This window comes from Pseudomonas sp. 203-8 (genome assembly GCF_020708595.1).
Lineage (GTDB): Bacteria > Pseudomonadota > Gammaproteobacteria > Pseudomonadales > Pseudomonadaceae > Pseudomonas > Pseudomonas aeruginosa.
In genome coordinates this window covers 197,244-209,878 of the sequence record NZ_JAJFDF010000003.1, presented here as the reverse complement: position 1 = coordinate 209,878, position 12,635 = coordinate 197,244, and the positions used below count along the sequence as shown (strand labels likewise).

At 65.7% G+C, this 12,635-nt stretch carries 11 protein-coding genes; all 11 read left to right on the top strand.

Features of this window, described 5'->3' with window-relative positions; all coding sequences use genetic code 11:
• Window positions 1-78 precede the first annotated feature (78 nt).
• The 11 genes from cyoA (at window position 79) to LJF27_RS07690 (ending at window position 12,633) form a co-directional block, all read left to right on the top strand.
• A complete protein-coding gene (gene cyoA / locus LJF27_RS07740; RefSeq protein WP_023085060.1) occupies window positions 79-1,074 on the top strand; it encodes a ubiquinol oxidase subunit II in 996 nt (331 codons plus the stop codon).
• Between the two features lie 6 nt (window positions 1,075-1,080).
• On the top strand, window positions 1,081-3,057 hold the full coding sequence (gene cyoB, locus LJF27_RS07735) for a cytochrome o ubiquinol oxidase subunit I (protein ID WP_003082705.1): 1,977 nt from the start codon (window positions 1,081-1,083) through the stop codon (window positions 3,055-3,057).
• Between the two features lie 3 nt (window positions 3,058-3,060).
• On the top strand, window positions 3,061-3,690 hold the full coding sequence (gene cyoC / locus LJF27_RS07730) for a cytochrome o ubiquinol oxidase subunit III (RefSeq protein WP_003086858.1): 630 nt from the start codon (window positions 3,061-3,063) through the stop codon (window positions 3,688-3,690).
• Complete coding sequence (gene cyoD, locus LJF27_RS07725; RefSeq protein WP_003109258.1) at window positions 3,690-4,025, top strand: cytochrome o ubiquinol oxidase subunit IV; 336 nt, start codon at window positions 3,690-3,692, stop codon at window positions 4,023-4,025. Before cyoC ends, cyoD begins: the two co-directional genes overlap by 1 nt.
• 10 nt (window positions 4,026-4,035) lie before the next feature.
• The gene (gene cyoE / locus LJF27_RS07720; protein ID WP_003082726.1) at window positions 4,036-4,926 is read left to right on the top strand and encodes a heme o synthase; all 891 of its coding nucleotides are present in this window, start codon (window positions 4,036-4,038) and stop codon (window positions 4,924-4,926) included.
• Between the two features lie 238 nt (window positions 4,927-5,164).
• Window positions 5,165-7,363, top strand: coding sequence for a TonB-dependent receptor (locus LJF27_RS07715; RefSeq protein ID WP_003082728.1), 2,199 nt, complete (start codon window positions 5,165-5,167; stop codon window positions 7,361-7,363).
• 128 nt (window positions 7,364-7,491) lie between these two features.
• Window positions 7,492-7,824 carry a DUF883 family protein gene (locus LJF27_RS07710; RefSeq protein ID WP_003082731.1) on the top strand — a complete coding sequence of 111 codons (333 nt, stop codon included), beginning with the start codon at window positions 7,492-7,494 and terminating at the stop codon, window positions 7,822-7,824.
• A gap of 59 nt (window positions 7,825-7,883) precedes the next feature.
• Complete coding sequence (locus LJF27_RS07705; protein WP_003082734.1) at window positions 7,884-8,396, top strand: prealbumin-like fold domain-containing protein; 513 nt, start codon at window positions 7,884-7,886, stop codon at window positions 8,394-8,396.
• Window positions 8,397-8,661: 265 nt separating this feature from the next.
• Complete coding sequence (locus LJF27_RS07700) at window positions 8,662-9,069, top strand: YybH family protein (RefSeq protein ID WP_003133421.1); 408 nt, start codon at window positions 8,662-8,664, stop codon at window positions 9,067-9,069.
• Window positions 9,066-10,613, top strand: a complete 1,548-nt coding sequence (ilvA, locus tag LJF27_RS07695) for a threonine ammonia-lyase, biosynthetic (protein WP_003082739.1) — start codon at window positions 9,066-9,068, stop codon at window positions 10,611-10,613. The genes LJF27_RS07700 and ilvA overlap by 4 nt, the downstream gene beginning before the upstream one ends.
• Window positions 10,614-10,704: 91 nt before the next feature.
• Complete coding sequence (locus tag LJF27_RS07690) at window positions 10,705-12,633, top strand: DNA/RNA non-specific endonuclease (protein ID WP_003159877.1); 1,929 nt, start codon at window positions 10,705-10,707, stop codon at window positions 12,631-12,633.
• The last annotated feature ends 2 nt before the right edge of the window (window positions 12,634-12,635 follow it).

Below are 12,635 nucleotides of genomic sequence, written 5' to 3'. Positions count from 1 at the left end.
CAGCGGTCTCCGCCACAAGCCTTGCAAGGAGACATCCATGAGCGACCACTCGCTCCTTCCATCGATTAAGGCCGGAAGATGACCAAAGCAAACCCGTTTGCCGCATTGAAATGGCTTTCCCTGGCGCCCGCGCTGCTGCTCGGCGGCTGCGACATGACCCTGTTCAACCCGAAAGGGCAGGTGGGCATGGACGAGCGCACCCTGATCATTACCGCGACCCTGCTGATGCTGATCGTGGTCATCCCGGTGATCGTGATGACCCTGGCATTCGCCTGGAAGTACCGCGCCTCGAATACCCAGGCCGAGTACAAGCCGGACTGGCACCACTCCAACCGCATCGAGGCGGTGGTCTGGCTGGTGCCCTGCGTGATCATCGCGATCCTCGGCTGGATCACCTGGGAAAGCACCCACAAGCTCGACCCGTACCGTCCGCTGGACTCCGAGGTCAAGCCGGTCACCATCCAGGCCGTTTCGCTGGACTGGAAGTGGTTGTTCATCTACCCGGAGCAGGGTATCGCCACGGTCAACGAGATCGCCTTCCCGAAAGACACCCCGGTGAATTTCCAGATCACCTCGGATTCGGTGATGAACTCGTTCTTCATCCCGCAGCTGGGCAGCCAGATCTACTCGATGGCCGGGATGATGACCAAGCTGCACCTGATCGCCAACGAAGAAGGCGTATTCGACGGTATCTCCGCGAACTACAGCGGCGGCGGTTTCTCCGGCATGCGCTTCAAGGCCATCGCCACCTCCGAGCAGGGCTTCCAGGACTGGGTCGCCAAGGTCAAGGCGGCACCGGCCAGCCTGTCGATCGGCACCTATCCGGAACTGGTCAAGCCGAGCGAGAACGTTCCGCCGACCTACTTCTCTTCGGTCAGCCCGGAACTGTTCGGCCACATCCTCACCAAGTACGAGCACCACGGCGACGCCAAGGGTGCCGCGCACGGCGAGCACGCCGGGGCTGAGCACGAAGCCGCCATGACCGGTCACGACATGCTGGACATGGACATGCAAGCCATGCAGGGCATGAAAGACATGAAGGACATGCACATGCAACCGAGTACCCAGGAGTAAGCGCAGATGTTCGGGAAACTGACACTCTCGGCCGTGCCTTACCACGAGCCCATCGTCATGGTCACACTGGCCGTCGTCGCCCTGCTGGGCCTCGGCGTGGTCGGTGCGATCACCTACTACCGCAAGTGGACCTACCTGTGGACCGAGTGGCTGACCTCGGTCGACCACAAGAAGATCGGCGTGATGTACATCGTCGTCGCCCTGGTCATGCTGGTCCGCGGCTTCGCCGACGCGATCATGATGCGCGGCCAGTTGGCCCTGGCCGAAGGCGCCAACCACGGCTACCTGCCGCCGGAGCACTACGACCAGATCTTCACCGCGCATGGCGTGATCATGATCATCTTCATGGCCATGCCGTTCATGACCGGCCTGATGAACCTGGCCGTGCCGCTGCAGATCGGCGCGCGCGACGTGGCGTTCCCCTTCCTCAACTCGCTGAGCTTCTGGCTGCTCGTGGTCAGCGCCATGCTGGTCAACGTGTCGCTGGGCCTGGGCGAATTCGCCCGTACCGGCTGGGTGGCCTATCCGCCGCTGTCGGAGCTGGCCTATAGCCCCGGGGTAGGGGTGGACTACTACATCTGGGCGCTACAGATATCCGGGATGGGCACGTTGCTCACGGGGATCAACTTCCTGGTCACCGTGTTCAAGATGCGTGCCCCGGGCATGAAGCTGATGCAGATGCCGATCTTCACCTGGACCTGCACCTTCGCCAACATCCTGATCGTCGCCTCGTTCCCGATCCTCACCGCTGCGCTGGGCCTGCTGTCGCTCGACCGCTACCTGGACATGCACTTCTTCACCAACGAGCTCGGCGGCAACGCCATGATGTACATCAACCTCTTCTGGGCCTGGGGCCATCCCGAGGTGTACATCCTGATCCTGCCGGCCTTCGGTATCTTCTCCGAGGTCACCGCGACCTTCGCCGGCAAGCGCATGTTCGGCTACAAGTCGATGGTCTGGGCCAGCGCCGCGATCACCTTCCTCGGCTTCACCGTGTGGCTGCACCACTTCTTCACCATGGGTTCGGGCGGTGACGTCAACGGCTTCTTCGGCGTGGCCACCATGCTGATCTCGATCCCCACCGGGGTGAAGCTGTTCAACTGGCTGTTCACCATCTACAAGGGCCGCCTGCGCTTCAGCACGCCGATCCTGTGGACCCTGGGCTTCATGGTGACCTTCACCATCGGCGGCATGACCGGCGTCCTGCTGGCCATCCCGGGCGCGGACTTCCTGCTGCACAACAGCCTGTTCCTGATCGCCCACTTCCACAACACCATCATCGGCGGCGCGGTATTCGGCTACCTGGCCGGCTTCGCCTTCTGGTTCCCGAAAGCGTTCGGCTTCACCCTCGACGAGAAGTGGGGCAAGCGTTCCTTCTGGTGCTGGCTGGTGGGCTTCTACATGGCCTTCATGCCGCTCTACATCCTCGGCTTCATGGGCATGACCCGTCGCCTGAACCACTACGACAACCCGCTGTGGAAGCCCTACCTGGTGGTCGCGTTCTTCGGCGCCGTGCTGATCTTCTGCGGCATCGCCTGCCAACTGATCCAGCTGTTCGTCTCGGTCCGCAACCGCAAGCAACTGGCCGACGTCAATGGCGACCCGTGGGAAGGCCGCACCCTGGAATGGGCCACTTCCTCGCCGCCGCCGTTCTACAACTTCGCCGAGCTGCCGAAGGTACAGGACGTGGATGCCTTCCACGACATGAAGAAGGCCGGTACCGCCTACCGCAAGCTGCCGGCCTACCAGCCGATCCACATGCCGAAGAACACCGCCGCGGGCTTCTCCATCGCCGTGTTCGCCTTCGTCTTCGGCTTCGCCGCCATCTGGCATATCTGGTGGCTCATGGCGGTCGGCTTCGTCGGCATGATCGGCTCCTTCATCGTGCGCAGCTACAACCAGGACGTCGACTACTACGTCCAGCCCGAAGAGATCGAGAAGATCGAAAGCGCCCGTTTCCAGCAACTCGCCAAGCAGGTCTGAACCATGTCGACGGCAGTATTGAACAAGCATCTGGCCGACGCCCACGAAGTGGGCCACGACCACGATCATGCACACGATAGCGGCGGCAACACCGTATTCGGTTTCTGGCTCTACCTGATGACCGACTGCGTGCTGTTCGCCAGCGTCTTCGCCACCTACGCGGTGCTGGTTCACCACACCGCCGGCGGCCCCAGCGGCAAGGACATCTTCGAGCTGCCCTACGTGCTGGTGGAAACCGCCATCCTGCTGGTTTCCAGCTGCACCTACGGCCTGGCCATGCTCTCTGCGCACAAGGGCGCCAAGGGCCAGGCGATCGCCTGGCTCGGGGTCACCTTCCTGCTCGGCGCCGCGTTCATCGGGATGGAGATCAACGAGTTCCACCACCTGATCGCCGAAGGTTTCGGCCCGAGCCGAAGCGCCTTCCTGTCGTCCTTCTTCACCCTGGTCGGCATGCACGGCCTGCACGTCAGCGCCGGTCTGCTGTGGATGCTGGTGCTGATGGCGCAGATCTGGACCCGCGGCCTCACCGCGCAGAACAACACCCGGATGATGTGCCTGAGCCTGTTCTGGCACTTCCTCGACATCGTCTGGATCTGCGTCTTCACCGTCGTCTACCTGATGGGGGCCCTGTAATGAGCAGCGCTGCACACGACAACCACGGCGCCGGCCACGGCAGCCTGGGTTCCTACGCGATCGGCTTCGTGCTCTCGGTGATCCTCACCGCGATCCCGTTCTACATGGTCATGGACGGCGGCTTCTCGCGCCACGCGACCATCCTCACCATGGTCGTCCTCGGCCTGGTGCAGGTGGTGGTGCACCTGATCTGCTTCCTGCACATGAACATGTCGTCGGAAGGGCGCTGGAACGTGATGGCGTTCATCTTCACGGTGATCGTCATCCTGCTGGTGGTCGGTCTCTCGCTGTGGATCATCTTCAGCGCCGACATGCTGATGATGCCGATGCCCTGAGGGCCATGACGTGAAGCTGAAACGCTATCTCCTGGTGGCCAAGCCGGGAATCATCTTCGGCAACCTGATCGCGGTGGCGGGGGGATACTTCCTCGCCGCCCGCGGCAGCGTCGAGCCGATGCTGTTGCTGGCCACGGTCATCGGCCTGTCGCTGGTGGTCGCCAGTGGGTGCGTACTGAACAACTGCATCGACCGCGACATCGACCGGCACATGGAGCGGACCCGCGGGCGAGTCACCGTGACCGGGCAGATCTCGCTGAAGGCTGCCCTGGCCCACGGCCTGGTCCTCGGGGTCGCCGGCTTCGGCCTGCTGTGGTGGCGGACCAACCCGCTGACCACCGCGCTGGCCGGCTTCGGCTACTTCGTCTACGTCGGCCTGTACAGCCTGTGGTTCAAGCGTCGTTCGCAGTACGGCACGCTGGTCGGCAGCCTCTCCGGGGCGATGCCGCCGGTGGTCGGCTACTGCGCGGTGAGCGGCCAGTTCGACGCCGGCGCCGCCTCGCTGCTGGCGATCTTCTGCCTGTGGCAGATGCCGCACTCCTATGCCATCGCCATCTTCCGCCTGAAGGACTACGAGGCGGCCGGCATCCCGGTGCTGCCGGTGGCGCGCGGCATCGCGGTGACCAAGATCCACATCGTGCTCTACATCCTCGCCTTCATGGCGGCGACCCTCGCCTTGTGCCTGGGCGGCTACGCCGGCTACGGCTACCTGCTGGTGGCGGTGGCGGTGAGCCTGTGGTGGCTGGCCATCGCCCTGACCGGCTACTGGACCGCCGACGACCGGGTCTGGGCGCGCAAGCTGTTCGCCTTCTCCATCGTCGCCATCACCGCGCTGAGCGTGATGATGTCCATCGACTTCCAGGTGGCGCCCGCCACCCATCTGGTCGCCTCGCTGTTCTGAGGCGACACGCTTTAGGGAAAGCCCCGCCGGTCGATTGGCGGGGCTTTTTTTTGTCTGCGCGATGGCAGGGATGCGGACGCCGCCTGGCAGAAGGGCCGCGCGGCGAGCCCTCTGTTCCGGGACTCTGCCGTTGGTTATCAGATTTTTCCGGGAGCTTTTTCGGAGCTGTCCGGCTTGTGAAAAAAACCCTCCATCAATCAAATGCCAATGATTCTCAATAACCAAGATGGAGTACTTCATGGATCGTCGCAACGAGCCGTCCCCCTTGCCCACCAAACGCCCGCTGGCGCCGCTGATGCTGTTGATGGCCGCCTGCTCCTCGCCGGCCCTGGCCGAGGACGCGGCGCGCAAGGACGATCCCCTGGAACTGGGAGCCGACACGGTCACCGGCGAGCAGGCCTCGTCCAGGGTCGAACGCTCGGCCTCGGCCAAGTACGCCGTGCCGCTGCTGGATACCCCGCAGACCGTCACGGTGGTGCCGCAAAAGGTGATCCAGGAGCAGAACGCCCTGAGCCTGCGCCAGGTGCTGTCCAACGTCTCCGGCATCACCTTCAACGCCGGCGAGGGCGGCGGCGGTTCCGGCGACAGCATCAACATCCGCGGCTTCAGCGCCAACGCCAACATGCAGGTGGACGGGCTGCGCGACAGCGCCCAGACCAGCCGCAGCGACCTGTTCAACCTGGAGGCGGTGGAAGTGATCAAGGGACCGAACTCGGTGTTCGGCGGTGCCGGCACCAGCGGCGGCAGCATCAACATGGTCAGCAAGCAGCCCAAGGCCGAAGCCTTCACCCACCTGGGCGCCGGGCTGGGCACGGACCGCTACCGGCGCCTGACCCTGGACACCAACCAGCCGCTGGAAGGGCTTGGCGAATCGACCGCCTTCCGCCTCAACCTCATGGCCCACCACAACGACGTCGCCGGGCGCGAACAGATCGACAAGCAGCGCTGGGGCATCGCGCCATCCCTGACCTTCGGCCTGGACACCCCGACCCGCCTGACCCTGAGCTACTTCCACCAGCGCGACGACAACCTTCCCGACTATGGCGTGCCGGCGCTGAACGGGCGCAAGCTGGACGGCGTCAGCCGCCACGATTATTTCGGCTGGCGCAACCTGGACGAGGAACGGATCGACAACGACGTCGCCACCCTCAAGCTCGAACACGATTTCAGCGACGACTTCCAGTTGCAGAACCTCATCCGCTATTCCCACCTGCATCGGGACACGGTGATCTCCGCCTCCCACGTCAACCAGAAGGGCCTGCCGCCGGGTCGCTACCTGCCGGCGGGACCGCAAGCCTACGGGCGCGATTCGAAGACGCGGATGTGGATCAACCAGACCAACCTCACCGGCCGCTTCGATACCTTCGGCCTGGCGCATACGCTGATCGGCGGCTTCGAGCTGTCCCGCGAGACCTACGACCGCACCACCTACTCCTACAACCTGGGCAAGTTCTACCCGGCCAACGGCTTCGACCTGCACAACCCGCCGGGCTACTGGAACGGCCCCACCGACAAGCGCGACAGCGCGCGCAACCGGACCGAACTGGAGGTCAAGGCGCTGTACGCCTTCGACACCATCGCCCTGGACGAGCGCTGGGACCTCAGCCTGGGCCTGCGCTACGACTGGATCGACGGCACCTCGCGGAGCACGCCCTCAGGCAAGCCGACGGTGCGCGCCGACAGTTCCGACGGCAAGCTGAGCACTCGGGCGGGGCTGGTATTCAAGCCGCTGGAGAACGGGCGGGTGTACTTCTCCTACGGCACCTCCTTCAACCCCTCGGCGGAACACCTGGTCACCACCGGCTCGGGCGTGACCGAGGCGACCGGAGGCCTGGCGCCGGAGAAGAACAGTACCTACGAGCTGGGCACCAAGTGGGAGTTCCTCGGACGGCGCCTGGAGCTGGACGCGGCGCTGTTCCAGGTGAAGAAGGAGGACGCTCGCGAACGCCTGGCCGACGGCAGCTACGTGCTTGCCGGCGAACAGCGCGTGCGTGGCCTGGAGCTGAGCGCCAGCGGCAAGTTGAACGAGCACTGGGACCTCTTCGCCACCTACACCTACCTCGACAGCGAAACCCTGAAATCCAGCAACCCGCAGCGTGAGGGACAGGCCCTGGGCAATACCCCGCCGCGCTCGTTGAGCCTCTGGAGCACCTACGAACTGCCCGAGGGCGTGACCCTGGGCTATGGCGCACGCTACGTCAGCCAGCGCAACGTCACCTCGGTGGACAACGGCAAGCTGGATGCCTACTGGGTGCACAACATGATGCTCGGCTACCAGGCGACGCGCGACCTGAAACTGCAACTCAACCTCGACAACCTGTTCGACAAGGCCTACGTCGAGCGGGTGCGCCAGGTGTACGGCAACCAGTCGCGCTCCTCGGCCATCGAGTATGGCGACGGTCGCACGGCGATTCTTTCGGCGATCTACGCGTTCTGACGGCAGGCAGGCCATGGAAGCCGGCGCCCACTGCCTGGGCGCCGGTTCTTCCCGGCGATTTCCTCTGAACTTTTTCACTGCGGCGCCTATCAACTCCTTTGCAAGTCATTTTTCAGGGAGCCTCTTCGATGGCACGCAAAAACGCAGTGAAAGACAACCTCGAGCAGATCCAGCACCAGAGCTACAGCGAGCTGCAGGAACTGCTCTCCGAAGCCAACAGCATGCTCGCCGACAGCGCCGCCTTCGCCGGCGACAAGGCCGACAGCGCCCGTGCGCGGATCGGCGCGCTGCTGGAGAAGGCCAACGATGCCCTCGGCAAGGGCGGTAGCGCCGTGGCCGAACGCAGCCGCCACGCGGTGGATGCGACGGAAAGCTATATCGGCGCCAATCCCTGGCAGACCGTGGCCATCACCACCGCGGTGGGCCTGCTCGCCGGCTTCCTGCTCGGGCGTCGCTCCTGAGCACGCGGTCGGTGCCGCACAACGGACTCGTTACCTTCGCTTGAAAAAAGGAATTGCCCATGCTTTCGATCAAGAAGAACCTCGGCCTCCTGGCCATGACCGTGGCCCTGGCGGCCTGCGCCTCCAATCCCAACGACCTGCCGGATTTCCCGGAGCATGAATACGCGGCGACCCAGCAGGTGGGAGAGGGCGTGATCAACGGCGACCTGTACCTGACCAGCGCGTCGGGTGCGATCCAGAAGGGGACCAACACCAAGGTCACCCTGGAGCCTGCGACCAGCTACATGAAGGCCTACTACGCGAAGTTCGGCAACCTCGATGCCGCCAAGCGCGACCCCGACGTGCAACCGCCGGTGCTCGACCCGCGACGCGCCACCTACGTGCGCGAGGCGACCACCGACCAGAACGGTCGCTTCGACTTCGACCACATCCCCAACGGCACCTACTACATTTCCAGCGAGCTGACCTGGAGCGCCCAGAGCGATGGCAAGACCATCACCGAGGGCGGCACCGTCACCAAGCTGGTCACCGTGAGCGGCTCGCAGCCGCAGAAGGTGCTGCTGACCCGCTGACCTCCGGCGGTGTTCGGCCAAAACGGCAAGCCCCTGCCATCGCGGCAGGGGCTTTTTCCTGCCGGCGCGGCCGGACCGCTTGACAGCCAACCGGGCGGCGCCGTAGTTTCGATACCCATGACCTTCGCGACCCTGCTTACCCGCCGCAGCATTATTACCGCCATTCCAGCTATGGCGGGTTAGCCAGCGTCCACTCCGAACCCGCCCTCGAGGCGGGTTCTTCGTTCTGTCTCCTGGGCCAAAACCACCGAACCGGGAGAACAGCATGCAGCACCAGACCCTCCAGAACCTCGTTGGCCGGGCCGACGCCCTGATCAATGCCGGGCAGTTCGATGCCCTGATGGATTTCTACTGCGACGACGCCACCCTGGTGGTCAAGCCGGGCCTCAACGCCTGCGGCAAGGCGCAGATCCGCCAGGCGTTCGACGCCATCGCCCGGCACTTCGAGCACAGCCTGCGAGTGCGCCAGCACGACCTGCGGGTGATCGAGGCGGGAGATACGGCGCTGGTCATGGCCGAGGCGCTGATCGAGTCGAAGGCCGGACGCCTGCAACGTCGGGCCACCTACGTGTTCCGCCAGGAGGCCGATGGCCAGTGGCGCTGCGCGGTGGACAACTCCTACGGCACCGACCTGCTGGCCTCGGTGGCGGCGAGCGCGGAGGCCAGCCGATGAGCGCCTCGACCCTCAGCGCAAGCAAACCCCTGCTGGCCGGCTACGTGGAAAGCATCCTGGCCGCGCCGGTGTACGACGTCGCCGTGGAAACCCCCTTGCAGGTCGCGCCGCAGTTGTCCCAGCGCCTGGGCAACCGGGTGCTGCTCAAGCGCGAGGACCTGCAGCCGGTGTTCTCCTTCAAGATCCGCGGCGCCTACACCCGTGTCGCGCGCCTGAGCGACGAGCAGAAGGCCCGCGGGGTGATCACCGCCTCCGCCGGCAACCATGCCCAGGGCCTGGCCCTGGCGGCGCAGCGCCTGGGCGTGCGGGCGGTGATCGTGATGCCGCGCACCACTCCCGAACTCAAGGTCAAGGGCGTGCTGGCGCGCGGCGGCGAGGCGTTGCTGCACGGCGACGCCTTCCCCGATGCGCTGGCCCATGCCCTGCAACTGGCCGAGCGCGAAGGCATGACCTTCGTCCCACCCTACGACGATCCGGACGTGATCGCCGGACAGGGCACGGTGGCGATGGAGATCCTCCGCCAGCATAGCGGCCGCCTCGACGCGATCTTCGTGCCGGTCGGCGGCGGCAGCCTGATCGCCGGGATCGCCGCCTACGTCAAGCACCTGCGTCCGGATATTCGCGTGATCGGCGTCGAGCCGGAGGATTCCAACTGCCTGCAGGCGGCGCTGGCCGCCGGCGAACGGGTGGTGCTGGGCCAGGTCGGGCTGTTCGCCGACGGGGTGGCGGTGGCGCAGATCGGCGCTTGCAACTTCGAGGTCTGCAAGGACCATGTCGACGAGGTGATCACCGTCGGCAGCGACGAAATCTGCGCGGCGATCAAGGACATCTACGACGACACCCGTTCGATCACCGAGCCGGCCGGCGCCCTGGCCGTAGCGGGGATCAAGAAGTACGTGGCCCGCGAACGCACCGAGGGGCAGACCCTGGTGGCCATCGACTCCGGTGCCAACATCAACTTCGACCGCCTGCGCCACGTTGCCGAGCGCGCCGAACTGGGCGAACAGCGCGAAGCGATCATCGCCGTCACCGTGGCCGAGCGGCCGGGCAGCTTCAAGGCCTTCTGCGCGGCGCTGGGCCGGCGCCAGATCACCGAGTTCAACTACCGCTACCACAGCGACCGCCAGGCCCACCTGTTCGTCGGCGTGCAGACCCATCCGCTCACCGACAGCCGCGCCGACCTGCTCGCCGGCCTGCGCGAGCAGGGCTTCCCGGTACTCGACCTGACCGACAACGAGATGGCCAAGCTGCACATCCGCCACATGGTCGGCGGCCACGGTACCGAGGTGCGCCGCGAGCGGCTGTTCCGCTTCGAGTTTCCCGAACGCCCCGGGGCCTTGCTGAACTTCCTCGACAAGCTCGGCTCGCGCTGGAACATCAGCCTGTTCCACTACCGCAACCACGGCGCCGCCGACGGTCGGGTGCTGGCCGGATTGCAGGTGCCGGACGAGGAGCGCGGCGAGCTGGAGGCGGCGTTGCAAGCCATCGGCTATCCGTACTGGGAGGAAACCCACAACCCGGCCTACCGGCTGTTCGCCGGTTGAGCTGCGCGGCGGTGCGCTAGCGGGACATGGCCCTGTCATGTCCCTCGGCTAGACTCCTGCCAGGGATATCCGCCCAGCGAGGGACATGGCCATGCGCAAGCGCAACCCCCGGCGGGCCACGCCGGAAGAACTGCGGGTCTGCTCGGTACTGAAGGAAAAGGGCACCCGCGAGGAACTCGCCCACCTCGCCGCCCGCGGTGAGTGGAGCAACGTGCCGGCGTACAACGCCAGCCGCGAGCAGATCGCCGACCACCTGGGCAAGAGCGTGTCGCCGGAATCCGACGCCTCGTTCTTCGACTCGCGGCGCTTCAGCGAGGCGATCGTCCTGCTCAAGAGCCGGCCGGTGCTGCTGGTGAAGAACGGTATCTTCGACGAAGCGCCGCTGGCCGGCCTGGAGCAGCGCCTGAAGAAGCATCGCGCCGCGCTGGCCACGCCGATCCGCTCGGTCGGTCGGCTGGAATTGATCGACCACGACAGCATGGACTGGTGCGGTACCGGCTGGCGCATCGAGGACGACCTGATCGTCACCAACCGGCATGTCGCCAGCCTGTTCGCCGAACGCCAGGGCAGCCTGTTCCGCTTCCGTCTCAACCAGGCCGGCAAGCAGGTGCGCACCCGCGTGGACTTCCGCGAGGAATACCGCCAGCCGGAAAGCGACGAGCATGTGATCGCGCGGGTCCTGTGGATTGCCCCGGACGTCTCCGAGGCGCCGGACATGGCGATCCTCCAGGTAGTGAAGGGCGACCTGCTGCCGCCGCCGCTGGTCCTCGCGCGCCAGGATGCCGAGCCGCGCCAGGCGGTGGCGGTGGTCGGCTATCCGGCGCGCGACAGCCGCAACGACGCCGGGGCGATGGAAGATATCTTCGGCAACATCTACGACGTCAAGCGCTTCGCTCCCGGCGAAGTCGTGGGATTGCCCCATGACGCCTGGTACCTGACCCACGACTGCTCGACCCTGGGCGGCAATTCCGGCTCGGCGGTGCTTTCGATCGACGGCGGCGAGGTGGTCGGCCTGCACTTCGGCGGCCAGTTCCGCAAGACCAACTATGCGGTGAAGGCCAGCGTGATCCGCAGCCTGCTGGCGCGTCGCGCCTGGGTGCCGGTGGCCGGGGCGGAGCTGAAGCGCGGCGTGCCGCGCTTCCAGGAAAAGCAGCGCAGTGTCGCCGACCTGGCCGAGCGCAAGGGTTTCGACGAGGCCTTCCTCGGGCCGAAGGCGGCCTTGCCCAAGCCGGGCAAGAGCCACCAGGTGCTGCCGGTGGGCAAGGGCATGCGCCTGGACTACCTGCATTTCTCGGTGGTGATGAGCGCCAGCCGGCGCTTGCCGATCCTCACCGCGGTGAATATCGACGGCGCGCTCAAGCGTTCGCTCAAGCGCAAGGATTCCTGGGGCTTCGACCCGCGCATCGAGGCGGCCGCGCAGGTCGGACACAAGGACTTCTACGGCCCGGCTTCGTTCGACAAGGGCCACATGGTGCGTCGCGAGGATCCCGGCTGGGGCGACAGCGATGCCGTCGCCCGGCAGGCTGAGGACGACACCTTCGTCTACACCAACGCGGTGCCCCAGGTGGCGCAGCTCAACCAGCGCAGCTGGCTGTCGCTGGAGGACTACGTGCTGCAGAACGCCAGGAGCGAGGGCTTCCGCATCTCGGTGTTCACCGGTCCGGTGTTCCGCGACGACGATCCGCTCTACCAGGGCGTGCAGGTGCCGCTGGAGTTCTGGAAGGTGGTGGCGATGATCGACGCCGACAGCGGCGAACTGGGAGTGTCCGCCTACCTGCTGGGGCAGGAAGGGATGATGCCCAGCGAAGGCTTCCGCTACGGTGCGTTCAAGACCTACCAGGTGCCGTTGGCGAAGGTCGAGGCCAGCGCCGACCTGCGTTTCTCCAGCGCCCTGCGCAAGGCCGACGTGCTCGCCGGCACGCCGCTGGAGGAGGCGCTGGAAAGCGGTCGCTTCATCGAGATCGACGGACCGGACGACCTCCTGCTGAGCCGGCCGGGGCCGGCCGGCAAGGGCCGCTGAGG

Excerpts from the sequence above, each read along its gene's own strand:
- LJF27_RS07705 (WP_003082734.1), top strand. The coding sequence starts at position 7,884 with ATGCTTTCGATCAAGAAGAACCTCGGCCTCCTGGCCATGACCGTGGCC.
- LJF27_RS07700 (WP_003133421.1), top strand. The coding sequence starts at position 8,662 with ATGCAGCACCAGACCCTCCAGAACCTCGTTGGCCGGGCCGACGCCCTG.
- LJF27_RS07690 (WP_003159877.1), top strand. The coding sequence starts at position 10,705 with ATGCGCAAGCGCAACCCCCGGCGGGCCACGCCGGAAGAACTGCGGGTC.
- ilvA (WP_003082739.1), top strand. The coding sequence starts at position 9,066 with ATGAGCGCCTCGACCCTCAGCGCAAGCAAACCCCTGCTGGCCGGCTAC.
- LJF27_RS07710 (WP_003082731.1), top strand. The coding sequence starts at position 7,492 with ATGGCACGCAAAAACGCAGTGAAAGACAACCTCGAGCAGATCCAGCAC.
- cyoC (WP_003086858.1), top strand. The coding sequence starts at position 3,061 with ATGTCGACGGCAGTATTGAACAAGCATCTGGCCGACGCCCACGAAGTG.
- cyoB (WP_003082705.1), top strand. The coding sequence starts at position 1,081 with ATGTTCGGGAAACTGACACTCTCGGCCGTGCCTTACCACGAGCCCATC.
- cyoD (WP_003109258.1), top strand. The coding sequence starts at position 3,690 with ATGAGCAGCGCTGCACACGACAACCACGGCGCCGGCCACGGCAGCCTG.
- LJF27_RS07715 (WP_003082728.1), top strand. The coding sequence starts at position 5,165 with ATGGATCGTCGCAACGAGCCGTCCCCCTTGCCCACCAAACGCCCGCTG.
- cyoA (WP_023085060.1), top strand. The coding sequence starts at position 79 with ATGACCAAAGCAAACCCGTTTGCCGCATTGAAATGGCTTTCCCTGGCG.